Source organism: Burkholderia sp. WAC0059 (genome assembly GCF_002870125.1).
In the GTDB taxonomy this organism is placed as follows: Bacteria; Pseudomonadota; Gammaproteobacteria; order Burkholderiales; family Burkholderiaceae; genus Paraburkholderia.
Window position 1 is genome coordinate 351,677 of sequence record NZ_PNEO01000001.1, and the last position, 25,136, is coordinate 376,812.

General features: G+C 69.0%; 23 protein-coding genes and 1 pseudogene. 17 read left to right on the plus strand and 7 right to left on the minus strand.

Annotation, left to right across the window (positions count from 1 at the left end; all coding sequences use genetic code 11):
• Window positions 1-105: 105 nt before the first annotated feature.
• Window positions 106-288 (minus strand): hypothetical protein, encoded by a 183-nt coding sequence (locus CY652_RS01515; RefSeq protein WP_102128895.1) that lies wholly within the window; start codon window positions 286-288, stop codon window positions 106-108.
• Between the two features lie 366 nt (window positions 289-654).
• Here CY652_RS01515 and CY652_RS01520 point away from each other — a divergent pair, with 366 nt between their 5' ends.
• Entirely contained in the window at window positions 655-1,317 is a 663-nt protein-coding gene (locus CY652_RS01520) for a hypothetical protein (protein ID WP_102128896.1), read from the plus strand.
• Between the two features lie 14 nt (window positions 1,318-1,331).
• On the opposite strand, the gene CY652_RS23730 is transcribed toward CY652_RS01520, so the two are convergent.
• Complete coding sequence (locus tag CY652_RS23730; RefSeq protein WP_146009999.1) at window positions 1,332-1,493, minus strand: MFS transporter; 162 nt, start codon at window positions 1,491-1,493, stop codon at window positions 1,332-1,334.
• Between the two features lie 955 nt (window positions 1,494-2,448).
• Between CY652_RS23730 and CY652_RS24710 the strand changes: the two genes are divergently transcribed.
• Window positions 2,449-3,237, plus strand: coding sequence for a hypothetical protein (locus CY652_RS24710; protein WP_258002145.1), 789 nt, complete (start codon window positions 2,449-2,451; stop codon window positions 3,235-3,237).
• 166 nt (window positions 3,238-3,403) lie between these two features.
• Here CY652_RS24710 and CY652_RS01530 read toward each other — a convergent pair.
• Window positions 3,404-3,784, minus strand: a pseudogene (locus tag CY652_RS01530) (amino acid synthesis family protein); the annotation flags it as partial.
• A 55-nt stretch (window positions 3,785-3,839) separates the two neighbouring features.
• Window positions 3,840-4,802, minus strand: coding sequence for an NAD(P)-dependent oxidoreductase (locus CY652_RS01535; RefSeq protein ID WP_102128899.1), 963 nt, complete (start codon window positions 4,800-4,802; stop codon window positions 3,840-3,842).
• Between the two features lie 140 nt (window positions 4,803-4,942).
• On the opposite strand from CY652_RS01535, the gene CY652_RS01540 reads away from it, so the two are divergent.
• Together CY652_RS01540 and CY652_RS01545 are read left to right on the plus strand one after the other, a co-directional pair.
• Window positions 4,943-5,887 (plus strand): LysR substrate-binding domain-containing protein, encoded by a 945-nt coding sequence (locus tag CY652_RS01540; protein ID WP_102128900.1) that lies wholly within the window; start codon window positions 4,943-4,945, stop codon window positions 5,885-5,887.
• A 193-nt stretch (window positions 5,888-6,080) separates the two neighbouring features.
• Window positions 6,081-8,033 carry a DUF3857 domain-containing transglutaminase family protein gene (locus CY652_RS01545; protein WP_258002146.1) on the plus strand — a complete coding sequence of 651 codons (1,953 nt, stop codon included), beginning with the start codon at window positions 6,081-6,083 and terminating at the stop codon, window positions 8,031-8,033.
• A gap of 31 nt (window positions 8,034-8,064) precedes the next feature.
• Here CY652_RS01545 and CY652_RS01550 read toward each other — a convergent pair whose 3' ends face one another.
• Together CY652_RS01550 and pdxY are read right to left on the minus strand one after the other, a co-directional pair.
• A complete protein-coding gene (locus CY652_RS01550; protein WP_102128901.1) occupies window positions 8,065-9,225 on the minus strand; it encodes a branched-chain amino acid ABC transporter substrate-binding protein in 1,161 nt (386 codons plus the stop codon).
• A gap of 374 nt (window positions 9,226-9,599) precedes the next feature.
• On the minus strand, window positions 9,600-10,463 hold the full coding sequence (gene pdxY, locus CY652_RS01555) for a pyridoxal kinase PdxY (RefSeq protein ID WP_102128902.1): 864 nt from the start codon (window positions 10,461-10,463) through the stop codon (window positions 9,600-9,602).
• A gap of 240 nt (window positions 10,464-10,703) precedes the next feature.
• Here pdxY and CY652_RS01560 point away from each other — a divergent pair, with 240 nt between their 5' ends.
• Window positions 10,704-11,774: an alpha/beta fold hydrolase gene (locus CY652_RS01560; RefSeq protein ID WP_102128903.1), complete on the plus strand. Its 1,071-nt coding sequence runs from the start codon at window positions 10,704-10,706 to the stop codon at window positions 11,772-11,774.
• A gap of 52 nt (window positions 11,775-11,826) precedes the next feature.
• Here CY652_RS01560 and CY652_RS01565 read toward each other — a convergent pair whose 3' ends face one another.
• Window positions 11,827-12,819, minus strand: a complete 993-nt coding sequence (locus CY652_RS01565) for an LLM class flavin-dependent oxidoreductase (protein WP_102128904.1) — start codon at window positions 12,817-12,819, stop codon at window positions 11,827-11,829.
• A gap of 192 nt (window positions 12,820-13,011) precedes the next feature.
• Here CY652_RS01565 and CY652_RS24715 point away from each other — a divergent pair, with 192 nt between their 5' ends.
• The 12 genes from CY652_RS24715 (at window position 13,012) to astE (ending at window position 25,029) form a co-directional block, all read left to right on the plus strand.
• Window positions 13,012-13,137, plus strand: coding sequence for a hypothetical protein (locus CY652_RS24715; protein WP_258002147.1), 126 nt, complete (start codon window positions 13,012-13,014; stop codon window positions 13,135-13,137).
• Between the two features lie 541 nt (window positions 13,138-13,678).
• Entirely contained in the window at window positions 13,679-14,911 is a 1,233-nt protein-coding gene (gene hpnI, locus CY652_RS01570; protein ID WP_374703615.1) for a bacteriohopanetetrol glucosamine biosynthesis glycosyltransferase HpnI, read from the plus strand.
• Window positions 14,912-14,989: 78 nt separating this feature from the next.
• Complete coding sequence (gene hpnJ / locus CY652_RS01575) at window positions 14,990-16,411, plus strand: hopanoid biosynthesis associated radical SAM protein HpnJ (protein ID WP_102129025.1); 1,422 nt, start codon at window positions 14,990-14,992, stop codon at window positions 16,409-16,411.
• Window positions 16,411-17,268, plus strand: a complete 858-nt coding sequence (hpnK, locus tag CY652_RS01580) for a hopanoid biosynthesis-associated protein HpnK (RefSeq protein ID WP_102128905.1) — start codon at window positions 16,411-16,413, stop codon at window positions 17,266-17,268. Before hpnJ ends, hpnK begins: the two co-directional genes overlap by 1 nt.
• Window positions 17,265-18,374, plus strand: a complete 1,110-nt coding sequence (locus tag CY652_RS01585) for a lysylphosphatidylglycerol synthase domain-containing protein (RefSeq protein WP_102128906.1) — start codon at window positions 17,265-17,267, stop codon at window positions 18,372-18,374. The genes hpnK and CY652_RS01585 overlap by 4 nt, the downstream gene beginning before the upstream one ends.
• 134 nt (window positions 18,375-18,508) lie before the next feature.
• A complete protein-coding gene (gene bamE, locus CY652_RS01590) occupies window positions 18,509-19,057 on the plus strand; it encodes an outer membrane protein assembly factor BamE domain-containing protein (protein ID WP_374703616.1) in 549 nt (182 codons plus the stop codon).
• A gap of 46 nt (window positions 19,058-19,103) precedes the next feature.
• The gene (locus tag CY652_RS01595) at window positions 19,104-20,093 is read left to right on the plus strand and encodes a patatin-like phospholipase family protein (protein WP_102128907.1); all 990 of its coding nucleotides are present in this window, start codon (window positions 19,104-19,106) and stop codon (window positions 20,091-20,093) included.
• An 87-nt stretch (window positions 20,094-20,180) separates the two neighbouring features.
• On the plus strand, window positions 20,181-21,332 hold the full coding sequence (gene aruF, locus CY652_RS01600) for an arginine/ornithine succinyltransferase subunit alpha (RefSeq protein WP_102128908.1): 1,152 nt from the start codon (window positions 20,181-20,183) through the stop codon (window positions 21,330-21,332).
• Complete coding sequence (astA, locus tag CY652_RS01605) at window positions 21,329-22,360, plus strand: arginine N-succinyltransferase (RefSeq protein WP_102128909.1); 1,032 nt, start codon at window positions 21,329-21,331, stop codon at window positions 22,358-22,360. The genes aruF and astA overlap by 4 nt, the downstream gene beginning before the upstream one ends.
• 33 nt (window positions 22,361-22,393) lie before the next feature.
• The gene (locus CY652_RS01610; protein ID WP_102128910.1) at window positions 22,394-22,618 is read left to right on the plus strand and encodes a hypothetical protein; all 225 of its coding nucleotides are present in this window, start codon (window positions 22,394-22,396) and stop codon (window positions 22,616-22,618) included.
• Window positions 22,619-22,637: 19 nt separating this feature from the next.
• On the plus strand, window positions 22,638-23,993 hold the full coding sequence (gene astB, locus CY652_RS01615) for an N-succinylarginine dihydrolase (RefSeq protein WP_102128911.1): 1,356 nt from the start codon (window positions 22,638-22,640) through the stop codon (window positions 23,991-23,993).
• Window positions 23,977-25,029: a succinylglutamate desuccinylase gene (gene astE / locus CY652_RS01620; protein WP_102128912.1), complete on the plus strand. Its 1,053-nt coding sequence runs from the start codon at window positions 23,977-23,979 to the stop codon at window positions 25,027-25,029. Before astB ends, astE begins: the two co-directional genes overlap by 17 nt.
• Window positions 25,030-25,136 lie beyond the last annotated feature (107 nt).

Below are 25,136 nucleotides of genomic sequence, written 5' to 3' on the forward strand. Positions count from 1 at the left end.
ACCTTGCACGAGGGCCGTATGCCGGTATCGACGGGGAGCGGGTCGTCGCTGCGGGGTCTCGCGCGCGGGCCGTCCGGGCGGCGGCGCGGACACCGTACGCCGCTCCTAGAGCGCCATTTCGAAGGCGGGTTGCAGCAGGAATTCGATGGCCATGACGACGAGGCCCATGGCGGCGGCGGCGAGCGTAAGCGTGCCGTATTCGTCATATCGAACGTCGTGCAGGCACGCGACGATGAACAGGATGGCGAGCAGATTGGTCAGCCATTCGAAGCTCAGTGCGAGATGCATAGTAATTTTTGGCCCGGTGGTTAGATCAGGTCAGCCTGCGTTTTACCGTCGCCTCCGATTCTATCGAGTTGAGCTTACGGATCAGCAACATCGTGTGCATTCGTTGGGGGCATGCCGCGATATCCGTTTGCGAACCTTTTTCCCGTCGCTCGCCTGGGGCTGGCATGCGGCATGCTCCGCCGACCGGTCGCGCGCGAAGCGCCACGCAAGTTGCGGTGCCTCGCGCAGACCGGCTAACCTTCCAGCAGGATCGGTCGAACGCAGTCGCGCCATTCGCGCGTCGAGGTTTCCGGGCCGGTCGTCGATCGAAGTCGGGAGAATACGGCGCGCGGGTTGCGCGCAACGGATGGAGGAGCGAGACCTGCGATGAACGATTCCGGCGCTTCCCTGCTGCCCGTGTGGCGCGCCAATCTCGCGCTGCTCACGCGCGAAGTCGGCGCGTCGACGCGCCTCGCGCGCATGATGACGTTTTCGCCGTCGTACCTGAAGCTGATCCTCTCGGGCCGGCGCGAATTCAGCGAGGAGTTCGTGCGTGGCGTCGAGGCCGTGACGGGGTTGCCCGTCGGCTGGATGGACGCGCTGCGCGAGGACGACGAGGTGCCCGACGAGGCACGCGCCTCGATCGACAACGAAACGCCGCGCGCGCGGTTTCGCGGCACGGCCCACCCGATGCGCAAGCGCGCCGTGCTGCGCGCGCCCGAGCCGATCTTCGGCGCGCTCGCGGGCGCGCCGAAGCGCGACGACGCGCCGGCCGACCTCGAGGCGCACCGGCGTCTGGCGGGCTCGCGCAAGGTGCGCGAGCTGGCGATGCAGGACGTGCGGCGGCTCGAACGCTATCTGAACCTGCCGCCCGTCGATGCGCTCGCGTTGCGCATGCGCATCGACGACGTGGTCGCGGCGGCCGAGCCCGACGAGCGCGTGCGCGCGGATCTCGCCGGGCGGCTCGAGCAGATCGACAAGCATCGCGAGCTGCTGCTTCGCCACGTGACGAAGCTCTACGCGCTGCTCGCGCGGCTCGGCGAGCCGTAAGGCCGCGGAGCCCGTCAGGCCGTCAAGTCGCCAGCCCGGGCGCGCGTCGGGCGCGATCGGGTCAGCTCGCGTCCCTTCGTCTCCGGCATGAGCCAGTAGATGACGAGGCTCACGAGCGCGCCGCCGCTCACGTAGAGCAGGAACCCGTTCTCATGGTGGTGCGACTGCCTCCACATCTGAGATATGGCGTGGTGTCGTCCAGCAGCGCGACGACGGTGTTGTAGATCGCGCCGATGCCGCGGACGAAGGCGGGCGTTCCGGCCACGCCACGCCGTGCCGGATCCGGTAGCCGACCAGTGCGCAGAGATGGGCAGGACCGTGCCCGGGCAAGACCTTTGCCAGGCCAGGACGCGCGTATGTAAAAGAAGGAACCGGGGTGAGCCATCCCGAAGCCGATATCGGCTCGACTCGATGTTTTCCTATATATCTTTCTGCTCGATGCAGGGCGTGATTTCGTCCGGCGAGATCAAGAGCCACAATGAAATTCCAAAGCGAGTCCATCTCAACCGCACCGCACCAGGAACCACTTGATTCGATCCACTGACCATCAGAAAGGGCAGATTCAACCATCAAGGAAAGTCACAAAACGTCAGGGCCGTGAATATTCGTCAAACGCAGACTATGTCTCATAGACATACTTTGGTCTGCCAGGTTAGCGTACAGCGCCGAATGGCACTGGCCCACTCACCTGTGCGCCCCTGCCGATCAACAGGAAACCGGAGCCCACTGCTGTCATGGGAACGATCAAGGACGTTTTGCAGCACCCCAGTGCCAGACTGACGCAGCACCTGCGGCTGTCGATCGGGACGGTCGAGTCACCGCTCGATGTGCTGGAGTTCGAGGTCAGACAGGCTTTCAACGAAATCTATACGGCGCAGTTAGCGCAGACGGCGGCAGGGCATGGCCAAAATCGTAGCGATTCCATTGCCTATTACACCAACGACGCGTTTGGTCTTGTGGCTGCTACGGTCAATGCAGGAAGTCCGTCGGAGTCCCTTAAGTCGGTGAACGGCCTGGTGGCTCGTTTCCAGGCGTATACATCTGCTCAAATGACGCTTCTCGATATGCCAATGTTTCCAGATTCGGACGGGTTCCCCATTCCATTCCTACAGGTTATGTTGCGAGGTGTACATGAAACTTCGGGTTTTCCTGGTCTTTGTGCTCTGTATTGCTATTACCGGCACGTATGCGGAGAGTTCTCTCAATCAAGCGACGGTGGAAACGAGACAGCAGCCGGATCCAGTTTATTCGTTCGGAAAGTGCAATTTTCAGATACACGATCTTGAAGGGGGGCTATTTGCAACAGAAGGTGGCTCTGGAGCTTACACATATTTAGAACTAGAAAATGGCATTGACATTGAAGCCGGATTCTATTGTCGCACCGGAGCATCGCCAGGCGATGTAGCGGAGCAACTTGATGCCAGGAAAATCGATGGCCGGTGGATTTGGAGTGGCAGTAATCAAGCCTTTGAGAAATCACAGCACTTTCGTACCTACGAACTGGTGGGGAAAAGCTGGAAGGGGCTAGGCAATACCTATGATCAGACGACTGGTGATGAAGCGACTCGTCGGCGGTTGTTCAATTTCTGCCTTAGGCAGACTGACGGCCCGCAGATTCTCTGTGTGAATACGCCGATCATGACAATCGATACTTCCCGAAGCAATATGCTGCCCAAGATCATGGCTGTGCTCAAGAGCATCGAATTTGCCGACCTACCCGCTTCAGCAGGTGCCAGTGCGGCAAGCAGCGCAACCGATCCCGGAGCAGGACAGACAACTCCGATGAAATCTCCAATCCGCAAAGGCGACAGACCGGAAAACGGCGGCGAAGTGACTGGCGGTTCACCATACATGACGTTCATGGGCCGGCTGCTTGCCCGCCTGGCGGACGTGCACCCAGGTCGGCGCCGGGCCGCTTGATCTGCTGAAGCTGCAAGGCTTCCGGATGCCCGGGCGAATCTTTATCGTCGGCAAGGCGGGTGTCGTGCCGGTTCTTCCTCCCCTGCCGCCGGATCTGCAATGAGTCGTCAAAATCCCCCCGGGACGACAATTCCTTCCTGAAATACTTCGACGCCGAAATGCGTTAGCCGGTCGCCGCCACGGCCCTGTTCGCCGGCACCATTGCCTTCGGCTCGCCCAGTACGTGGCGCATCGCCCAGCCGCCGGCCTCGTGCCGGACCGCGTCGTGTTCCATCTCGCCCTCGATGCCGACGATGGCGTCCTTGCTGTAGACCTCCACCTTGTCCCGGCCGCCGAGCGTCGCGACGAGCTCTGTGACGAGTGCCTCGCCAAGCCCGCGCAGCCCGGCCATGAACGGCATCGGATCGGGTTCGTCGCGGCCGGCATAGGGATTGCGGATGACGGCGCAGGCGGCCGCGAGCTTCAGCGGGGTCTCGAGCGGCGGCCCACCCTCGTGCCAGGTGGTTTCGACCGTGAGGCTGCGCTTGCGGATTGCGATCAGCGACATGGGGGGGCTTCTTTGCCTTTTGCGGGGAGCGGTTCCGGGCGCCGGGCCGGCGGGGTCATGACGGCAGCGGCGTGCCGGTGCTGCCCGCGTCGCCATGCGCCTCGTCGTCGGGCGCGTTCGCCCGTTCGAGGAAGCGGTAGATCTCGGTGTTGTCGGCGCCGGGTTCGAGGGCGACGAGCGCCTCGTCCCAGAGCGCCTTGCAGAGCTGGAGCTGCGGCGCGCGCACGCCGGCGAGCGCCTGCAGATGGCTCGCGGTCGTCACGTCCTTGGCCTGCAGGCGCAGCGCGAAGCCGCCCGCGAACGTGCGCGGGATGATGAACTGATTGAGCTTGGTTTCGGTCGCAACGTTACGGCCGCTCGACGCGTTGAGAACCTCGGCGAATTTCGTCAGGTCGAGCTGCATGCGTTCGGCGATCAGTAGCGCCTCGGAGGTGGCGAGCAGTCCCGCCGCGTAGACGTAGTTGTTCAGGGCCTTCATCGCGTGGGCCGAGCCGACGTCGCCCGTCGCGATGATCGTGCCGCCCATGTGCCGCAGGATCGGCAGCACGCGTTCGCGCGCCGCTTCGGGGCCGCCCGTCATGATCGTCAGCGTGCCCGCGCGGGCACGCGCGACCGCGCCCGAGACCGGTGCGTCCACGAGCGCGATGCCCGCCTCGCCGAGCCGCCGGGCCAGCGCCATCGTGTCGGCCGGGTTCGACGAACCCATGTCGACGACGATCGCGCCGCCCGCGAGCACGTCGACGAGGCCGCGCGCCTCGCCGGCGCCCGCGACGACGGCATTGGTGACGGCGCTGTCGGGCAGCATGGTGATCACGGCGTGACAGCCCTCGAGATCGGCCAGACGCCGCGCGCGGCGCAGCGACTTCTGCCAGGCCGGGTGTTGCGCGAGTTTTTCGAACGGCGCGTCGGCCGTGTCGAATGCTACGAGGTCGAGCGTGGTGCCGCGGCCGGCGAGATTTTCGAGCATCGGCAAACCCATCATGCCGAGCCCGACGAAACCGATGCGGGTCAGTTCCATGGGGCGTTCCGTTTCGTTATAAGTTTTGGGCATGGCGTCAGTCCTCCGGTCTCCTGAACGAGCATACACGGAGGGACTTCGGCGGGTATATGCTGAGTGTTCGTCAGGGTATAACTTCCCGTTATCGGTCCGGGGGCGACATGCGTTTCAAATTTCGCCAGATGGAAGTGTTCCGGGCGGTCATGCTGACCGGCTCGATGAACGGCGCGGCACGGCTGCTGTACGTGTCCCAGCCCGCCGTCAGCCGGCTCATCGCCCATACGGAGCGCACGCTCGGGCTGCGGCTGTTCGATCGCGAGCGCGGCAAGCTCACGCCGACGGCCGAGGCCGAGTTGCTCTTCAAGGAGGTCGGGGCGCTGTTCGAGGAGGCCGTGCGTATCGACGAGTTCGCGCGCGACCTCTCGTCGAACCCGGCCGGCAATTTGCGGCTGTGCAGCAGCCCGAGCCTCGCGCTGAATTTCGTGCCGCCCGTGGTCGCGCGCTATCTGGCGCTGCATCCGCAGGTGCGGGTGAAGTTTCACACCACGCTGCTCTCGAACATCGCGGACGAACTGCTCGCGCGCAAGGTCGAGCTCGCGGTTTCCGTGCTGCCGCTCGATCATCCGAACCTCGTGGTCGAGCCGTTCGCCTCGGGCCGCATGGTCTGCATCGTGCCCGAGGGGCATCCGCTCGCGCGGCTCGAGGCCGTGGAGCTGCGCGCGCTCGTCGACTATCCGCTGATCGCCTATGCGCGCGGCATCCCGTTCGGCCAGCTCGTGGCGAGCGCGTTCGAGCGCGCCGGCATCCAGTGGCAGGCGGCGGTGGAGATCGTGCGCGCGGAGTCGGCCTGCGCGTTCGTGCGCGACGGCGCGGGCGTGGCTATCGTCGACGAGTTCTCGGTCGGCGGCTGGGGCTGGCCCGGGGTCGTCGTGAGGCCGCTCGCCGAGGTCATTCCGCTGACGCTGAGCCTGTTGCGCTCGCGGTTCGACCGGCCGTCGGCGCACGTGCGCGAGCTTTCGCGGATGCTCAGGCAGCATGCGCGGTTCACGGGGCGCGGGCTCGACGAACCGGACGATGCCGTGCGATTGCCGGATCGGGCCGAATAGGCGGGCGACGGGGCGCCTTTCGGGTAGCGCCTGGTGCCGAACGGCGATGTGCTACAACGGCAACTGGCGGTTCGCAGCTAAGGCGAGGTGAATCTTGGCAAGATCGGCGGCCCTGAAACCGGCAACGGCGGCACGCGCAGGCGGCGGGTTGCATGCGGTTCGCGAGAGCGTTGGCCGCTGGTGCCGGCGGTTCGTGCCGCCGCTGCTGGTGTTGCTGGCGACGTTCCCAACGCTCGCGGACGCTCAGGCCGGCCACGCGACGACGGCGCCTCCGCCGCAAGCGCAGGCTTTACCGCAGACAGGCCAGGCGGCGCTTTCCCCGTCCGACTCCGATTCCGACGCCGCATCGCCGGGCGACGTGCCGCCCTCGACGCTCGAGCGCGACGTTCATCTGTTCGTCGTGCAGCACGACGGCTCGGTCGAGGAGCGCGACGACACGGTCATGCGCGCCAACACGGCGGCCGGCGTCGACGACGTCGCGCAGCGCTACGTCTGGTTCAACAGGGACACCGAGCACGTCCAGCTACTCGCGGCCGAAACGATCGATCCCGATGGCCGCGCGCATCCGGTCGGACCGGACGGCATCCGCGACGTGCAGGAACCGCGCTCGGCCGGCGCGCCGACCTTCGAGGACGGCGTGCTGCGCACGGTCGTCTTTCCCGGCGTCGAGCCGGGTTCGCGCGTGCATCTCGCGTTCCGCAAGACGCGCGAGAAGGCGCTGCAGGCCGACACGTTTTCGTACTACGTCGAGCCGGACCGCGAGAGCGTCGAGTTCCAGCAACTGATCTTCGATCTGCCCGCCGATCTGCCGCTGCACGCGGACGCGCGCGGCTACACCGAACTTGCGCCCGTGAGCGCGCACGGCCGCACGCGCTACACGTTCGAATACCGCCACGGCCCCTATGCCCCGCTCGAAGACGGCGCGGCGGCCTACGTGAACTGGGGCGACCGGCTCATGGTTTCCACCGTGCCGGACTTCGCGACGTTCGCCGCCCGTTACCGCGAGGCCGCCGCCGATCCCGACGCGGCCGATCCGCTCCTCTCGAACTTCGCGAACGCGCTGACCGCGCGCGCGAACACGCCGCGCGAGAAGGCCCGCCTGCTCTACGACTGGGTGCGCTTCAACGTCCGCTACGTCGCGCTCTTTCTCGGCGAGACCGAAGCGGTTCCGCATCGCGCCGTCGACGTGCTGCGCGACCGCTACGGCGACTGCAAGGACCACGTCGCGCTCTACATCGCGCTGCTCGCCGCCGTCGGCATTCGCGGCGAGGCGGCGCTGCTGAACCTCGGCCCGGTCTACTCGCTGCCGTCCGTGCCGGGCTACGGCAGCGGGGCGATCAATCACGCCATCACCTGGCTGCCCGACCTCGGCCTCTTCGCCGACACCACGGCGGGCGGCACGGCGTTCGGCTATCTGCCCGACGTCGTGATGGACCGGCCGGCGCTGCTCGTCGACGACAGCGCGCTCGTGCGCACGCCGTCGTCGGAGCCGCGCAGCCGCGCCGCGCGGCTCGACATCGACGTGCGGTCCGACGGCTCGGCCGGCTATGCCTACCGCGTCGAGGACGACGGCGCGAGCGCCGAGCCCGAGCGCAACCTGTTCCGGCGCGCGGGCCGGCAGCGCGCGCAGCGGGTGGCGCGGGAACGACTCGCGCAGAGCGGACTGCGCGGCACCGCCCGCATCGAGACGGACGACGTGCGGGCAACCGACGGCCCGTTCGCGACGACGACGACGGGCACGCTCGACCATTACGCGTGGCCCGACGGCACGACGGCCGTGCGCGCGTCGAGCAGCTTCTCGGGCGGCATGGCGAGCTGGATCGAACGCTGGCTCGGCGACGACCGGCGCACGCAGCCGTTCGCCTGCATCGGCGGCCGGTTCGACGAGGTCGCGCAGATCACGCTGCCCGCGAACCTGCGCGTGACCGACCTGCCGCGCGACGCGCGGGTCGAGGACCCGTTTCTTTCGTTCGCCGCGCACTACGTTTTCGATCCGGCCTCGCGCACGCTGCAGATCACGCGGCAGCTCGATGCGCACTTCGGCCGCGAGATGTGCACGCCGCAGATGTACGCGCGGATGCAGGACGCGCTCGTGCGCATCGAGCGCGATACCGAGGCGCAGGTCGTGTTGAAGGCGGCGGGGTGAGCGGGCGGGGGCAGCGGAGGGGCGGGCGGCTTCAGGCGCCGTCGTGCTTCGTCACGATCGGCACCCAGGCGCCCTGCCTGACTTGGTAGAGCGTCGAGGTGCTGCTGCGCAGCGCGCCGTTGCCGGCGAACGCGATGTGCCCGGTGACGCCGTCGAAGCTGACGCGCCTGAGCGCGCCGCGCAGCGCGTCGGGCTGGGCCGACTTCGCGGCCTCCATCGCCCGGATCGCGGCCCAGGTCGCGTCGTAGGCGAACGGTGCGTACGAGAGGACGTCGACGCCGAAGCGCGCCCGGAACTTCCGCTCGAACGCCTGGCCGTCGGGCAGTTGCGCGAGCGGGCGGCCGTATTCCCAGGCCATCGCACCTTCGGCGGCGCGGCCGGCGAGCCGGATGAACGCGGCGTTCGCGACGCCGCCGCCCATGACGAGCTGCGCGTCGACATGGGCCTGCTGCATCTCGCGCGCCACGGTCGCGGCCTGCGTGTCGAATCCGCCGAAGAACAGCAGATCGGCATGGGCCGCGCGGATGTGGGCGAGGAGCGGCCGGTAGTCGGCGGCGTCGCCGCCCGGGTAGAGGCGCACGACGATCGTGCCGCCGTGCCGGCGGACCGCCTGCGCGAACACGTCGGCCTCGCCCTGGCCGAACGCGCTGCGGTCGTCGAGGATCGCGATGCGCTTCGCCTTCGTCACGTCGAGCGCGTAGTCGGCGGCGTGGCTCGCGTTCTGCGCGTCGTTCGCGATCACCATGAACGCGTTCGCGAAGCCCTGGTTCGTGATGGCGGGGTTGGTCGCGGCCGGATCGATCATCGGAATGCCGGCGCTTTCGTAGACGCGCAACGCGGGAATCGTCGTGCCGGAGTTGAAATGCCCGATCACGACCGGGACGTTGCGGTTGACGAGCTGCTGCGCGGCCTGGACGCCCGCGCGCGGATCGGCGCGATCGTCCACGGCAATGAGCGCGAAGTGCGCGGGCCGGCCGTCGATGCGGACGGATTCGGCGTTGGCTTCGTCGAGCGCGAGCTGCACGCCGTCCTCGAGATCCTTGCCGTAGACCGCGTTCTCGCCCGAAAGCGGCGCGGCGAAGCCGATGCTCACCTGCAGCGGGCCGGCCGCCTGCGCGCGCGCGAGGGATGCGCCGAGCGCCAGCGCGCCGCACAACGCGAGGAGGGGTGCGCGCACCCTGAACGGACTCATGGCGACTCCCTTGTCGTGACTGCTTGTGGCGCCCGGCCTTGCGGCGGCAGGTCCGGCCGGGTTCGGCGGGCGCGTCGATTATCCGGGCAGCGCGGGGCTGCCCGCCTTCTTGTCCGTTTCGCTGCATCGCCGCGGCATCGTGGGCGATCGTCCCGGCACCAGCCGGGGGGGGCGCACGATTCGCACGATCGGCACGATCCGCGTCGAATCGTGCCGCGCCGGGACCGGCGACGCTGCCGGGTCCGGCGAGACTATAGCAGTTCAATTTTTCCGCAACCTTGCGGGACTTTGCGGGACCTGCCGCCCCGGCGTTCGCCGGGGCGGCGGCATGGAGACGGGCGAAAGCAGCGTCGGAAGGGGCGTCGAAAGCAGCGTCAGCCGGCGTCGGCGGCCCAGGCGTCGAACCATTCCCCGGGCCGGGCGATCCGGTCCTGGGCCGCGACCAGTTCGAGCTCGTAGCGGTTGGCTTCCCAGGTCGTCTTCACCACGGCGTTCACGGCCGCGAGCGTGTGTTCGAACGCGACCCGCAGCGCGTCGCCCTGCAGCAGCCGCGCGACGAACACGGCGCTCGTCACGTCGCCCACGCCGACGGGCCGGCGCGCGAACGGATAGAGCGGGCGCTGGCCGAGCCAGGCTTCGTGCCGGCTGACGACGAGCATGTTGAAGCGGTTGGCCGGGCTGTTGCGATCGAGCAGATGCTTGACGAGCACGATCTTCGGTCCGCGCGCGAGCACCTCGCGGCAGGCGGCGAGGGCTTCCTCGGCGGTCTCGATCTCGCGGCCGACGAGGCGCTGCAGTTCGCCGTGGTTCGGCACGATGACGTCGGCGACTTCGGGCATGCGCTCGACGAGGAACGTCTCGATGCCGGGCGCGACCTGGCAGCCCGCGGCCGTGCCCATGACCGGATCGCAGAAGTACCAGGCGCTGGGGTTCACGCTCTTGACGGCATGCACGATGTCGATGACCGCCTGCGCCTGCTCGGGCGCGCCGAGATAGCCGGAGAGCACGGCGTCGCAGCGCGGCAGCATGCCGATCGCGCCGATGCCTTCGGCGAGCTCGACCATCTGCGCGGCGTCGATGGCGCTACCGCTCCAGTGGCCGTACTGCGTGTGGTTCGAGAACTGCACGGTGTCGAGCGGCCAGACGTTGACGCCGAGCCGCTGCATCGGGAAGACCGCCGCGCTGTTGCCGGCGTGCCCGAACACGACGTGCGACTGGATGCTGAGGACGTTTTTCATGATCGATCTGCCGGGGTGGGGCGTGGGGACCGGACGGCGGCCATGGATCGCGTGCAGATGCCACACAACGATAACCGAATTCGGCGCGGCCGGTGCGATGTTGTTTCACGGCGCGGGCCGCCTGTGCGTCACGCGCCTCGCGGATAGAATCGCGGGGCGTCCGTGGGATCCGCCGTCGGGCGCGCGAGCTTTCGATTGCCTTTTTGCGTCTCAATCACGCCTTAACCGGATGGGCTGCCCATGACCTTCCCCCGTCGCCTGTTGTCCATGCTCTTCGCCGCCTGTGCCGCCGCATTGCCGCTCGCCGCCGGCGCGGCCTCCGAAACGGGAGCCGGCCCGGGCTCCGGCCCTGGCGACGCCGGTCCGGCCTACGGTCCCGAACTGCAGGGCTTCGCCTATCCGGCGCCCGTGCACCGGTTCTCGTTCGTCTCGCAGGGGCAGACGCTGCAGATGGCCTACCTCGACGTGCAGCCGGCCCATCCCAACGGGCAGGTCGCCGTGCTGCTGCACGGCAAGAACTTCTGCGCCGCGACCTGGGAAGGCACGATCGGCCAGCTCGATGCGGCGGGCTACCGCGTGATCGCGCCCGACCAGATCGGCTTTTGCAAGTCGAGCAAGCCGGCCGCCTACCAGTTCAGCTTCCAGCAACTCGCGCGCAACACGCATGCGCTGCTGGCCTCGCTCGGCATCGGGCACGAGACGCTGATCGGCCATTCGACGGGCGGCATGCTGGCGATCCGCTACGCGCTCATGTATCCGGACGACACGCGGCGGCTCGTGCTCGTCAACCCGATCGGCCTCGAGGACTGGAAGGCGAAGGGCGTGCCTTCGCTCTCGGTCGACGACTGGTACGCGCGCGAACTGAAGACGACGGCCGACAGCATTCGCCGCTACGAGCAGGCGACCTACTACGCGGGGCAATGGCGCGCCGATTACGAGCCGTGGGTGCAGATGCTGGCGGGCATGTATCGCGGGCCGGGGAAAAAGCAGGTGGCGTGGGACTCGGCGTTGCTCTACGACATGATCTACACGCAGCCCGTGGTCTACGAGCTTGGCCATCTGCAGATGCCGACGCTGCTGCTGATCGGCGATAAGGACACGACCGCGATCGGCAAGGACGCCGCGCCGCCGGCCGTGCGCGCGACGCTCGGCCATTATCCGGTGCTCGGGAAGGCCGCCGCGCAGGCGATTCCGCACGCGACGCTCGTGGAGTTTGCCGGACTCGGGCACGCGCCGCAGATGCAGGACCCGCGGGCATTCCATGCGGCGTTGCTCAAATGGCTCGTGGCGACCCCGCCGCAGCCGCAGTAGTAGCCGCAGTAGTACTGGCGGGGCAGGCGGCCGCCGCCGACGGCTTTCGGTCCTAAGCTTTCGCCAGCGCGTCGCGCACCTGGGCCGTGATCTCGAACGAGCGCAGCCGCGCCGCGTGATCGTAGATCTGCGCGGTGACCATCAACTCGTCGGCGCCGGTCTCGGCGATCAGCGCGGCGAGGCCGGCGTGCACGGTGTCGGGCGCGCCGATCACCGAGCACGACAGCGAATGCGCGACGCCGGCCAGCTCGAATTCGCCCGCTTCGATCTTGTCGACGGGCGGCGGGAGCTGGCCCGGCGTGCCGCGCCGCAGCGCCACGAACTGCTGCTGGAGCGAGGTGAAGAGGCGTTGCGCCTCGCCGTCGGTATCGGCCGCGAAGACGTTCACGCCGACCATCGCATAGGGTTTTTCGAGCGTGGCCGACGGGCGGAACTGCGTGCGGTAGGTCCGCAGCGCGGCCGCCAGCAGGTCGGGCGCGAAGTGCGACGCGAAGGCGAACGGCAGGCCGAGCATCGCCGCGAGCTGCGCGCTGAAGAGGCTCGAGCCGAGCAGCCAGAGCGGCACGTCGAGCCCGGCGCCGGGCACGGCGCGGATGCGCTGGCCGGCCGCCGGCTCGCCGAAGTAGCGTTGCAGCTCGACGACGTCGTCGGGAAACGAATCGGCGCTCGCCAGCAGGTCGCGGCGCAGCGCGCGGGCCGTCGTCTGGTCGGTGCCGGGCGCCCGGCCGAGACCGAGGTCGATGCGCCCCGGATAGAGCGAGGCCAGCGTGCCGAACTGCTCGGCGATGACGAGCGGCGCGTGGTTGGGCAGCATCACGCCGCCCGAGCCGACGCGGATCGTCTGCGTGCCGCCGGCCACGTAGCCGATCACGACGGACGTGGCCGCGCTCGCGATGCCGGGCATGTTGTGGTGCTCGGCGAGCCAGTAGCGCAGGTAGCCCAGGCGTTCGGCGTGGCGGGCGAGGTCGAGCGTGTTGCGCAGCGCGTCGCCCGCGTGGTGTCCGGCGGGGATCGGCGAGAGGTCGAGAACGGAAAACGGGATCATGAGGCTTCGGGGTTCGTGTTGCCGGGAGGAGGGGCCGCCGGCGGCGGCGCGACCGGGAGCAGGCCATTGTGCCAAACGCCTTTCATTCCTGCTGGCGCCCCTGCCGGAGGCCCTGCGCCCGGCGCGGGTATGGCATGTGGACGGGATTGCGCGGCCGCGCACGAAACGCCGTTAATCGACGGCGAGGGCGCCATGAAGCGCAACGTGAAGCGCGGCGGAGAAAAAGGCAATGAAGCGGCGATTGAGAACAATTGCTTTTCCGCTTTCTTGCTGTTTCATTTCGATTCCCGGGAAATTCGCGACGGATTGTTCCGGTGATGCAATAAGCCCTGTATTCAAGCCATTTCTCGGGGATTTTTTGCGGGCTTGCCAGGCAGCGCGCGACGGGTACTGCTACAATTTTTCGCTCGCGCCGCATCGCCGATTCGCCGTAGCGGCGGCTCGGGCGCCGGCCTTGTCGAGACGAAGGTTGGGCGGAAGTCGGGCCGAAGCGGCGGCCGTATGCCGGCACCGTATTCGACGCGAATTGAGTTTGACGATTTATCGGGCTACCTCGCAAAAGGTTGCATGAAGGTCGCATGGAAAGGCGACGTTCGCGCCCGCCGGTTTGCGGGTCGATTGCGTGGGGCTATAGACGATTTTCCCGGCGGTTCCAGACGATCTAAATGTTACAAGAAGTTACTGCACTGTCGTTGCGGGTCGCGGGACGGCTCGACGGCATCGGTCCGCATGACCGGGGCGGTCGCGCCGTTCGTGTCGCCGCCGGCCGGAATCGGGAAGGCGGGCGGGCGGCCCGACCGGGCGACGTGAGCGGGCACGCGCGCCGGTCTTCCCGTCGTTTCACGCGGCGCGGTGCGGCATGATGGGGGCGCTGGTGCCGACGCTTCACTGGGCGGCGATCGCGCTGTGCTGGGCAGCGACGCTCTACGCGGCGCTCGCGGCCGTGACGATGCCGTCGCTCGGTTCCGCCGCGCGCGTGCGCCGGGCGGCGCGCGAGGCGCAGGCCGGCGCGCCGGCGCCGGTCAGCGTGCTCAAGCCGCTGTGCGGTGCCGAGCCGCGTCTCTACGAGAATCTCGCGACGTTCTGCGAGCAGTCGCACCCGCGTTTCCAGTTGCTGTTCGGCGTGTCGTCGTCGGCCGATCCGGCCATCGCGGTCGTGCGCCGGCTGCAGGCCGCGTATCCGCAGCGCGACATCGAGCTGGTCGTGGACGCGCGCGTCTACGGCAGCAACCTGAAGGTCAGTAACCTGATCAACCTGGCGGCGCGCGCGCGGCACGACCTGCTCGTGATCGCCGACAGCGACATCGCGGTCGAGCCCGACTATCTCTCGATCGTGACGGCGCCGCTCGCCGACTCGCGGACGGGCGTCGTGACCTGCCTTTACCGGGCGCGCAGCATCGGCGGTTTCTGGCCGCGCGTCGGCGCGCTCTTCATCAACGAATGGTTCGCGCCGTCGGTGCGCGTCGCGCACACGGCCGGTTCGCGGGCGTTCGGCTTCGGCTCGACGCTGGCGTTGCGCCGCGCGACGCTCGAGCGGATCGGCGGTTTCGCGGCGCTCAAGGACTGTCTCGCCGACGACTACGTGCTGGCCCAGTACGCGCGCGAGCACGGCTTCGCGACGGTGCTCGCGCCGCTGCTCGTCGACACCGACGTGATCGAGCCGACCTTCCGCACGCTCTGGCTGCGCGAGACGCGCTGGCTGCGCACCATCCGCTCGGTGAATCCGGCCGGATTCGCCTCGCTTTTCATCACGTTTCCCACGCCATGGCTCGCGGCCGGCATCGCGCTCGCCGTGGCGGCCGGTGCGGTTCCGGGCGGCCACGGGAGCGCCCCCGCGGTCTGGTTACCTGCGGCGAGCGCGGTTGGCGGTATCATTGCACGGATTTTGTTGCATGCCCGCAGCGGTTTCGGCTGCCGCGCGTTCTGGCGCGACTTGCCGCTCGTGCCGCTGCGCGACGCCTTGCTGGCGCTTCAGTGGCTGGCGGCGGCGTTCGGCTCGCACGTGGTGTGGCGCGGCGCGCGCGTGCCGGTGGCCAATCCGTCCGGCGTGACGGCGCGCCGCCCGGCCGTCGAGGCGTCCGACGGGCGCTGACCGGATCGGAACGCGCGGGCGGTTCGATTCACCCTATTCCTACACGATACGACTCAGACCCAGGTTGCCGGAGTGTTCATGAAAACGCTGTTTTTGCAGGCCCCTTCCTATGACGGCTTCGACGGTGGCGCCGGTTCGCGCTACCAGGCGAAGCGCGAGATCCGCTCGTTCTGGTATCCGACCTGGCTCGCCCAGCCGGCCGCGCTGGTGCCGGACAGCCGTGTGCTCGACGCGCCGGCCGATGGCCTCTCGGTCGAGGAAACGCTCGCGATCTGCAAGGACTACGATCTCGTCGTCATTCACACGAGCACGCCGTCGTTCCCGACCGACGCGATGTTCGCGCAGGACATCAAGAAGACGAAGCCCTCGACGCTCATCGGCATGGTCGGCGCGAAGGTCGCCGTCGATCCGGTCAACTCGCTGCTCGCGAGCGACGCGATCGACTTCGTCTGCCGCGAGGAATTCGACTACACCTGCCGCGAGATCGCCGAGGGCAAGCCGTTCGCCGAGGTCCTCGGGATCAACTACCGCGCGAAGGACGGCTCGATCGAAACCACCGGGCCGCGCCCGATGATCGAGAACATGGACGAGCTGCCGTTCGTCGCGCCCGTCTACAAGCGCGACCTCAAGATCGGCAACTACTTCATCGGTTATCTGAACTACCCGTACGTGTCGATCTACACGGGCCGCGGCTGCAAATCGCGCTGCACGTTCTGCCTGTGGCCGCAGACGGTCGGCGGCCATCGCTACCGCGTGCGCTCGGTCGAGAACGTGATCGAGGAAGTGAAGTGGATCCAGCAGAACATGCCCGAAGTGAAGGAGATCATGTTCGACGACGACACGTTCACCGACGACGCGCCGCGCGCCGAGGAGATCGCGCGCGGCCTCGGCAAGCTCGGCGTCACGTGGTCCTGCAACGCGAAGGCGAACGTGCCGTACTCGACGCTGAAGATCATGAAGGAAAACGGCCTGCGCCTCCTGCTCGTCGGCTACGAGTCGGGCGACGACCAGATTCTCGTGAACATCAAGAAGGGGCTGCGCACCGACTTCGCGCGCCGCTTCAACGCGGACTGCAAGAAGCTCGGCATCAAGATCCACGGCACCTTCATCCTGGGCCTGCCCGGCGAGACCGAGGAAACCATCCGCAAGACGATCGAGTACGCGAAGGAAATCAACCCGCACACGATCCAGGTGTCGCTGGCCGCGCCGTATCCGGGCACGTTCCTCTACGACCAGGCGGTCGAGAACGGCTGGCTCGAGGAGAACAAGACCGTCAACCTCGTGAGCAAGGAAGGCGTGCAACTGGCCGCGATCGGCTACGACCACCTCTCGCGCGAGCAGATCTATCACCACCTCGAGAAGTTCTATCGCGAGTTCTATTTCCGGCCCTCGAAGATCTGGGAAATCCTGAGCGAGATGCTGACGAGCTGGGAGATGATGAAGCGGCGTCTGCGCGAAGGCGTGGAGTTCTTCCGCTTCCTGCGGGCGCATGAGGCGTGATGGTCGGGCCGGCCCGCGCGCGACCCAGACTCATCGTCACGGCTGACGACTTCGGGCTGCACGGGCGTGTCAACGCGGCGGTCGAGGAGGCGCACCGGCACGGCGTGCTGACCGCCGCGAGCCTCATGGTGGGCGAGCCGGCCGCGCGCGACGCGGTCGAGCGCGCGCGGCGCCTGCCGACGCTGCGCGTCGGCCTGCATCTCGTCCTCGCGGACGGCGCGGCCGTCCTGCCGCGCGAGGCGATTCCCGCGCTCGTCGATGCTCGCGGCCGCTTCGGCGACGACATGGTGCGCGACGGCTTCCGCTTCTTTTTTCTTCCCCACGTGCGCGCACAGCTCGCGAAAGAGATTCGCGCGCAGTTCGACGCATTCGCCGCGACCGGGCTGCCGCTCGATCACGTCAACACGCACAAGCATTTCCATCTGCACCCGACCGTGCTCGGGCTGATCCTCGAGATCGGCCGCGACTACGGGCTGCGCGCCATGCGCCTGCCCTGCGAGGCGAGCGCGCCGGCCTGGCTGCGCCCGTGGATCGGGCTCGTGCGCGCACGGCTGCGCCGCGCCGGCGTCGCGCACAACGACTACGTGGTCGGCATCGAGCACACGGGCGCGATGGACGAATCCGTACTGCTCGACGCGCTGGCGCGCCTGCCGTCGGGCGTCGGCGAGATCTATTGTCATCCGGCCATGGCCGGCGCGCCGGGCGAAGGGCCGCTCACGCCGGCGATGCACGCCTATCGTCATGCGGACGAGCTGGCCGCGTTGCTCTCGCCGCGCGTGCGGGCCGCCATGGAGGCGGCCGGCGCCGTGCGCGGCGGCTTCGCCGACGTGTTCGGGGCGGCCGCGCTGCCGTCATGAGGCGGCTTCTCAAGTGGGCCGGCCTGCCCGTCGGCATCGCGATCCTGATCGTCGTCGTGCTGCACGACGGCGCGGCCGACGTCCTGCACATCCTCGGCCATGCGGGCCCGGCGCTGCTCTGGCTCGTACCGTTCCATGCGCTGCCGCTGCTGCTCGACGCGCAGGCGTGGCGGTTGCTGCTCGACGGCGGCGCGCCGCTCGGTTTCCTCTGGTGGAGCGCGACCGTGCGCGAGGCCGTGAGCCGGCTGCTGCCGGCCGCGGGCATCGGCGGCGAGATCGTCGGCATCCGGTTCGCGTGCTGGAAGATGCCCGAGCCGAGCCGCGTCAGCGCGTCGGTCATCATCGAGGTAATGGTGACGATCGCCGTGCAGTACGCGTTTTCGGCGCTCGGGCTCGTGCTGATTCTGGTCTCGACGCATCACCCGGACGCGCTGCGCACGATCGGCCTCTCGCTGCTGCTCTCGCTGCCGCTGCCCGTGATCGCCGTCGTGCTGCTGCGTCGCGGCGGCATTTTCCGGGCCATCGAGCGCTGGGCCTCGCATCTGCTCGGCGATGCGCATCCAGTGCTCGCCGGCGTCGACGGCGCCCAGCTCGATGCCGATATCGACGCGCTGCTGCGTCGCGGCGGCCTGCTGCTGCGCGCGTTTCTCTGGCAGCTCGCCGGCTACGTGCTGGGCGCATTCGAAACCTGGTGGGCGCTGCGAGTGCTCGGTTTCCCGGTTTCGGTCGGCGGCGCGCTCGCCATCGAGGCGCTGACCCAGGCCGTGCGCCACGCCGCCTTCATGGTGCCGGCGGGACTCGGCGTCCAGGAGGCGGCCGTCGTCATGCTTGCGCAGATTTTCGGCGTGGATCGCGAGACGGCGCTCTCGCTCGCGCTCGTCAAGCGCATGCGCGAGGTCGTGTTCGGCTGTCTCGCGCTCGTGTCGTGGCAGGTCGCGGAACTCGTGCGCGGCCGCCGCCGCGCGGCGCGCCAGACGCCGGCGCTCGTGCCTTCCGTCGTGCCGCTCGCGGGTCAGCCCGCGCCGGCGGCGGTTCCGGCGGCGGTTCCGTCCGCAAGCGCCGCGCGCGCGGCGAGGAGCGCGGACGAGCGCAGGGACGCCGGCTAATTTCGTCGACTCGCGGTTTCGGCGCGGGGCGGTTATGCTGTGCCGAAGGCCGGCGCGTGCTCAGGCGCGTCGGCCGCCCCCGGTTCGCCGGACTTCCGCACGAGGCCAGCCGTTTCCGTTCGCCCGGCTGTCCAATGCCGGCCGGACCGGGCCTTGCGCGCTCGCCATGGGCGGCGGACATCGATCAGGGCCACGACCAACCGGGCGTTTCCATCGTGCAGACACTCAGGGATCTGTTCAACGCGATCAAGCCCAGCGCGCTGCTGCTGCGCGGCCTCACGCCCGGCGTTTCGACGCTCGACCAGGTGCGCCGCCAGATGGGCAAGCCCGAAACGGAGCGCGCGTTCGACGACGGCTCGCGGCGCCTCGAATATCCGCGCGGTCCCGCGGGCCTCGACACCTTCATGGTCGACATTGATTCCGACGGGCGGCTCGTCTCGATCGCGCAGGTGCTGACCGCCGAAAACTTCGCGAAAATCCGGCCGGGCATGAGCACGGACGAGGTGCGTCAACTGCTCGGCAAGCCGGGCGAGGTGGCCGCCTATCGGCTCAAGCCGCAGACCGTGTGGAGCTGGAAATGGCGCGAGGGCGGCGTGATCGCGGAAGCGTTGTTCAACGTGCACTTCGGGCCCGACGGCCGGGTCGAGACAACCTCGCGCTCGGACCTGCCGCGCGGGCATTGAGCGGCGAGGCGCCGTCCTTTACTTTTCGTCGGGAGAAGCGACTCTGGTGATCCATCCGCGACGTTCCAACCGAATCGGACTCGTGCTCGGCGGCGGCGCCGCGCGCGGCTGGGCGCACATCGGCGTGATCCGCGCGCTGCACGAGGCGGGCATCCGGCCGGACGTGGTGTGCGGCACGTCGATCGGCGCGCTGATCGGCGCCGTCTATGCGAACGGCGACCTCGACTGGCTTGAGGATTGGGCCGGCCGGCTGACCTGGCAAACCGTGGTGCGGCTGCTCGACCTGCGCTTCTCGGGCGGCCTGCTCGGCGGGCGCAAGGTGATCGAGCTGTTCGAGCGGCAGTTCAACGGGCGGGAGATTCGCGAGCTGGGCCTGCCGTTCGCGGCCGTGGCCACCGAGCTCGATACGGGCCGCGAGGTCTGGCTCCAGGAGGGCAGCGTCGTGGACGCGGTGCGTGCGTCGATCGCGATTCCGGGGCTCTTCACGCCGGTCTGGCGCGACGGCGTCTGGCTCGTCGACGGCGGCCTCTGCAATCCGGTGCCCGTCTCGGCCGCGCGCGCGATGCGCGCGGACTGCGTGATCGCGGTCGACCTCAATCACGACATCCTGAACGGCCGCGATCTCGGCGGCGCCATCGACACGATGCCGCGCGAGGTCGCGCCCGGCGCCGAGCCGGAGCGTCCGGAAGCGGCGCCGGGCGAGTCGGCCGTCGCGCCGGCAGCCGCGCGCCGCAACGGGCACTTCTTCTCGCGCTGGCTGCAGCCGGACGCGTCCGGCGCCGACGTGCGGGTCGCGCCGCCGCCGAGCGCGCGCGCGCCCTCGCTGCTCAATTCGGTCGCCCAGAGCATCGACATCATGCAGGTCCGTATTACGCGCAGCCGCCTCGCCGGCGAACCCGCCGACGTGCTGGTGCAGCCGCGTCTGGGCGGCATGGGCATCTTCGACTTTCACCGCGCCGCGCCGGCCATTGCGGAAGGGCGCGCGGCCGTGCAGTACATGTTGCCGGCCATTCGCGAGCAGCTAGGCATCGGATAGCGGCCGGGCCGGGCGGAATGCGCAGACGATGAGATCGAACTGACGATTTTCGGAGCGGCAGGCAGAGCGGATACGGGACCGACGACGATGCTTTTTGTACGTGCAGCCAGGCTGGCCGACCTCGACGCAATCGCGCGGATGGCGCGCGCCGCGCAGCCCGTGCTGCATTCGCTGCCGCACGAACGGGAGGCGCTGGCCGCGCGCATCGCGCTTTCCGGGGACTCGTTTCGCGCCGACGTCGATTTTCCGGGCGAGGAGTGTTATCTGTTCGTGCTCGAGGACGCGGCGAGCGGCCGGCTGCTCGGCACCGCGAGCATCGTCGCGGCGGCGGGCTACGCCGAGCCGTTCTACGCGTTTCGCAACGATGCGCTGATCCACGCGTCGCGCGAGCTGCACGTGAAGCGCAAGATCCACGCGCTGACCATGTCGCACGAGCTGACCGGCAAGAGCCGGCTCGCGGGCTTCTATCTCGACCCGTCGCTGCGCGGCGACGCGGCCGCGCATCTGCTTTCGCGCGCGCGGATGATGTACGTGGCGGCGAACCGGCGGCGCTTCACGTCCGAGGTGTTCTCGCTGCTGCTCGGCGTGACGGACGATGCCGGCGTTTCGCCGTTCTGGGAGGCCGTGGGGCGCAAGTTCTTCGGGCGCGACTTTCGCGAGATCGAGGTGGCCTCGGGCGGGCGCAGCCGCACGTTCATCGCCGAGGTCATGCCGGCCTGGCCGATCTACGTGCCGCTCCTGCCCGAAGCGGCGCAGCGCGTGCTGGGCGAGCCCGACGCGCGGGCGCTGCTTGCCTGGGAGATCCATCTGGAAGAGGGCTTCGAGCCCGACCGCTACGTCGACATTTTCGATGCGGGCCCGGTGCTGACGGCACAGGTGGAGCGCACCGCGTCGGTCAGGGACAACGCGCTTCGCGTGGTGCGCGAGGTGGACGGCACGGCGGAAAGCGCGGCCGACGACGGCGCGCGCTATCTCGTGGCGAGCAACCGCGACGGCGAATTCCGCTGCGTGCTGGCGATGCTGCCGGCGCGTCGGTCGTCGGCTGCGGGGGAGCGGGAAGTGGCGCTGGCGCCGCTCGATGCCGCCACGCGCGACGCGCTCGGCGTGCGCGGCGGCGACGCGGTGCGCTGCGTGCCGCTGCATCGCGGCGCTCCCGGCGCTCCCGGCGATCATGGCGATCATGGCGATCACGGTCCGGCGGAACCGGACGGCGGCGCGACGAGCGGAGGTCCGCGATGATCGTCGTGCGTACCGTGCGGACCGGCGACGTGGACGCCCTCGTCGCGCTCGCGCAGGAGACGGGGCCGGGGCTGACCACGTTCAAACCGGATCGCGACGCGCTCGCCGCGCGCATCGCGCGCGCACGGCGCACGACAGCGGGCGCGGCCGAGCCGCACGAGGCCGGCTACTTCTTCGTGATGGAGGACACGGCCACGGGCGACGTGGGCGGCGTTTGCGGAATCGAGACCTCGGTCGGGCTGCGGCAGCCGTTCTACAACTATCGCGTGAGCACGGTCGTGCATGCCAGCCAGGACCTCGGCATCTGGACGCACATGCACGCGCTCAACATCTCGCACGACCTGACCGGCTATACCGAGCTCTGCTCGCTGTTCCTCTCGCCGCGCCATCGCGCGGGCGGCGTCGGCGGCCTGCTGTCGCGCTCGCGCTTCATGTTCCTCGCACAGTTCCGCGAGCGCTTTCCGCAACGTCTCTGCGCGGAGTTGCGCGGCCACTTCGACGCGGACGGCACCTCGCCGTTCTGGCGCGCCGTCGGTTCGCACTTCTACCAGATCGACTTCAACGCGGCCGACTACCTGAGCTCGCATGGGCGCAAGTCGTTTCTCGCGGAGCTGATGCCGCGCTATCCGGTCTATCTCGAGCTGCTGCCCGACGCAGCGCAGCGTTGCGTCGGCCGCACGCACGCCGACACGATTCCGGCGCGCCGGATGCTCGAAGCCGAGGGGCTGCGCTACGAGAATCACGTCGACATCTTCGACGCGGGGCCCGTGCTCGAATGCCATATCGCCGACTTGCGCACGGTGCGCGAGAGCGCGGTCGCGACGGTCGAAATCGGCGCGCGCGACGAAGCGGGCGATGGCGCGCGCGCGCTCGTGTCGAATACGTCGATGGATGATTTCCGCGTGGGCATCGCGGCGGGCACGGTGCGGGACGGCGCGTTCGCGCTCGCGGCCGACGAAGCGGTTGCGCTCGGCGTCGCGGCGGGCGATCCGGTGCGCGTGCTCGCGCTCAGGCCGAGGCAGGCATGAGCCGCTGGCTACGGTGTCAGGGACGGGGCGCGCATGAACGGCGAATGCTTCATCGACGGCGAGCGGCGGCGCGTATCCGGGCCGGTCTTTTCGTCGCGCGATACGGGAGCGGGCGAGACCGTGTGGCGCGGGGCGGGCGCGTCGGCGAACGACGTCACCTGCCGCGCGGCCGATTACTGCGCCCGGCCGATGGCGCCGGTCGCGAGACTGCCGCGACTGCGGATAGCGGCGGGCGTCGCGCCGGGTCTTTCGTTCTGAGTTCTGGGGAATACCACTGATGCAAGCGCACGATCCGGCTTCATTCGAAGCGAATTTCGACGGCCTCGTCGGACCGACCCACAACTACGCGGGGCTTTCGTACGGCAACGTCGCCTCGCGGAGCAACGAGCGTTCCGCGGCCAATCCGAAGGCGGCCGCGCGCCAGGGGCTGCGCAAGATGAAGCGGCTCGCCGACCTCGGTTTCCGGCAGGGCGTGTTGCCGCCGCAGGAGCGGCCCGCGATCCGCCTGCTGCGCGAGCTCGGCTTCGGCGGCAAGGAGGCCGAGGCCATCGCGCGTGCCGCGAAGGCCGCGCCGGAACTGCTGGCGGCCGCGAGCTCCGCGTCGGCGATGTGGACGGCGAACGCGGCGACCGTGAGCCCGTCGCCGGATACGCCCGACGCGCGCGTGCACTTCACGCCCGCGAACCTGTGCAGCAAGCTGCATCGCGCGATCGAGCACGAGGAGACGCGCCGGACGCTCGCGGCTGTCTTCGCCGATTCCGCGCATTTCGTCGTGCACGAGGCGCTGCCGGGCACGCCGGCGCTCGGCGACGAAGGGGCGGCGAACCACACGCGATTCTGCTCGCAATACGGGGCGCCGGGCGTGGAGTTCTTCGTGTACGGGCGCAGCGAGTTTCGCCGTGGCCCCGAGCCGAAGCGCTTTCCGGCGCGCCAGAGTTTCGAGGCGAGCCGCGCCGTCGCGCATCGGCACGGTCTCGCCGAAGACGGCGTCGTGTTCGCGCAGCAGCATCCCGACGCGATCGACGCGGGCGTGTTCCACAACGACGTGATCGCCGTCGGCAATCGCGGCACGCTGCTGTGCCACGAGCACGCGTTCGTCGGACAGCGGCAGGTGTACGACGCATTGCGCGAGAAGCTGGCGGCGCGCGGCGCCGAGCTCGAGGTGATCGAGGTGCCCGACGCACAGGTGAGCGTGGCGGATGCCGTGTCGTCGTATCTGTTCAACAGCCAGTTGCTGAGCCGGACCGACGGGACGCAGATGCTCGTGGTGCCGCAGGAGTGCCGGGAGAACGAGCGGGTCGGCGCCTGGCTCGACGAACTCGTGGCGCGGCGCGGATCGATCGGCGAAGTGCTCGCGTTCGATCTGCGCGAGAGCATGAAGAACGGCGGCGGCCCGGCTTGCCTGCGGCTGCGCGTGGTGCTCGATGAGGCGCAGCGCGCGGCGACGGCGCCCGGCGTCTGGCTCGACGAGGCGTTGTTCGGGCGGCTCGATGCCTGGATCGAGCGGCACTATCGCGACCGGCTCGCGCCCGACGATCTCGCCGATCCGTCGTTGCTCGTCGAATCGCGCACGGCGCTCGACGAACTGACGCAAATCCTCGGCCTGGGCTCGCTCTATGACTTTCAGCGCTGAGCTCGCGAATCTGCCCGCGTTGCTGGCGGATTTCGTCGGCGGCACGCTGGCCGGCACGCGTCCCGCGCCCGGACACGAACGGGGCGAGTGCGCGCGCGGCGTGCGCTGGCGCTGGCTGGACGAGGGCGTGCTGCAGTTCGATCCGGGGCCGACGGGGCTCGCGACGCGCAGCGTGATCGTGTCCGCCGGCATACACGGCGACGAAACGGCGCCGATCGAGCTGCTCTCGCGGCTCGTGCGCGATCTGGCCTGCGCTCGGGCATCGCTCTCGTGTCGTTTGCTCGTCGTGCTCGGCAACGTGGCCGCGATGCGCGCCGGCCGGCGTTATCTCGACGACGATCTGAACCGGCTCTTCGGCGGTCGCCACGAGCGGTTGTCCGGCAGCCGCGAAGCGCCGCGCGCGGCGACGCTGGAGCGCATGGTGCGGCGCTTCTTCGACGACGCGCCGGCAGGGCAGGCGCGCTGGCATCTCGACATGCACACGGCCATCCGGGCTTCGCTGTTCGAGCCGTTCGCGCTGTTGCCGCATACGGGGGCGCTGCCGTCGCGCGCGATGTTCGCGTGGCTGGGCGAGGCGCGCGTCGCGGCCGTGCTCGTGCATACCGAAAAAGGCGCGACGTGGTCCCACTTCACGGCCGGGCGCTGCGGCACGCTCGCCTGCACGCTGGAGCTCGGCCGGGCGAGGCCGTTCGGCCAGAACGATCTGACGCGTTTCGAGGCCGCCGACCGCGCGGTGCGCGGCTTGCTGGCGGGTTGTGCGCTGGCCGGCGCCGGCGTGACGCTGCCGCGCGTCTTCACGGTGACGGCGCAGATCACGAAACACAGCGAGGCCTTCGAACTCGAGCTCGCGTCCGACGTGCCGAATTTCACGCCGTTCGCGCGCGGCACGCTGCTCGCGCGCGACGGCGATCATCGCTACGTGGCCGGGCACGACGAGGAGCGCATCGTGTTTCCGAATCCCGCCGTGAAGCCCGGTTTGCGCGCGGGGCTGCTGGTCGTCGAGACGACCGCGGACACGCTGGCCTCGCTCGCCTGACGGAACGACGGCAGGCGGAAATTGGGGGGCGTATGCGGTCATTATTCCGGCCGTACTTGCCGAAAATAGAGCGATTTGCGCGTAGGCTGCGGTGCCTGCGTCGGGAT

Bases quoted from the DNA above. Each gene is read 5' to 3' on its own strand.
- hpnK (WP_102128905.1), top strand. From the start codon at position 16,411: ATGGTCGGGCCGGCCCGCGCGCGACCCAGACTCATCGTCACGGCTGAC.
- hpnJ (WP_102129025.1), top strand. From the start codon at position 14,990: ATGAAAACGCTGTTTTTGCAGGCCCCTTCCTATGACGGCTTCGACGGT.
- bamE (WP_374703616.1), top strand. From the start codon at position 18,509: ATGCCGGCCGGACCGGGCCTTGCGCGCTCGCCATGGGCGGCGGACATC.
- CY652_RS01560 (WP_102128903.1), top strand. From the start codon at position 10,704: ATGACCTTCCCCCGTCGCCTGTTGTCCATGCTCTTCGCCGCCTGTGCC.
- CY652_RS01565 (WP_102128904.1), bottom strand. From the start codon at position 12,819: ATGATCCCGTTTTCCGTTCTCGACCTCTCGCCGATCCCCGCCGGACAC.
- aruF (WP_102128908.1), top strand. From the start codon at position 20,181: ATGCTTTTTGTACGTGCAGCCAGGCTGGCCGACCTCGACGCAATCGCG.
- astA (WP_102128909.1), top strand. From the start codon at position 21,329: ATGATCGTCGTGCGTACCGTGCGGACCGGCGACGTGGACGCCCTCGTC.
- CY652_RS23730 (WP_146009999.1), bottom strand. From the start codon at position 1,493: ATGTGGAGGCAGTCGCACCACCATGAGAACGGGTTCCTGCTCTACGTG.
- hpnI (WP_374703615.1), top strand. From the start codon at position 13,679: ATGATGGGGGCGCTGGTGCCGACGCTTCACTGGGCGGCGATCGCGCTG.
- CY652_RS01550 (WP_102128901.1), bottom strand. From the start codon at position 9,225: ATGAGTCCGTTCAGGGTGCGCGCACCCCTCCTCGCGTTGTGCGGCGCG.
- astB (WP_102128911.1), top strand. From the start codon at position 22,638: ATGCAAGCGCACGATCCGGCTTCATTCGAAGCGAATTTCGACGGCCTC.
- pdxY (WP_102128902.1), bottom strand. From the start codon at position 10,463: ATGAAAAACGTCCTCAGCATCCAGTCGCACGTCGTGTTCGGGCACGCC.
- CY652_RS24710 (WP_258002145.1), top strand. From the start codon at position 2,449: ATGAAACTTCGGGTTTTCCTGGTCTTTGTGCTCTGTATTGCTATTACC.
- CY652_RS01585 (WP_102128906.1), top strand. From the start codon at position 17,265: ATGAGGCGGCTTCTCAAGTGGGCCGGCCTGCCCGTCGGCATCGCGATC.
- CY652_RS01610 (WP_102128910.1), top strand. From the start codon at position 22,394: ATGAACGGCGAATGCTTCATCGACGGCGAGCGGCGGCGCGTATCCGGG.
- astE (WP_102128912.1), top strand. From the start codon at position 23,977: ATGACTTTCAGCGCTGAGCTCGCGAATCTGCCCGCGTTGCTGGCGGAT.
- CY652_RS01520 (WP_102128896.1), top strand. From the start codon at position 655: ATGAACGATTCCGGCGCTTCCCTGCTGCCCGTGTGGCGCGCCAATCTC.
- CY652_RS24715 (WP_258002147.1), top strand. From the start codon at position 13,012: ATGAAGCGCAACGTGAAGCGCGGCGGAGAAAAAGGCAATGAAGCGGCG.
- CY652_RS01540 (WP_102128900.1), top strand. From the start codon at position 4,943: ATGCGTTTCAAATTTCGCCAGATGGAAGTGTTCCGGGCGGTCATGCTG.
- CY652_RS01515 (WP_102128895.1), bottom strand. From the start codon at position 288: ATGCATCTCGCACTGAGCTTCGAATGGCTGACCAATCTGCTCGCCATC.
- CY652_RS01535 (WP_102128899.1), bottom strand. From the start codon at position 4,802: ATGGAACTGACCCGCATCGGTTTCGTCGGGCTCGGCATGATGGGTTTG.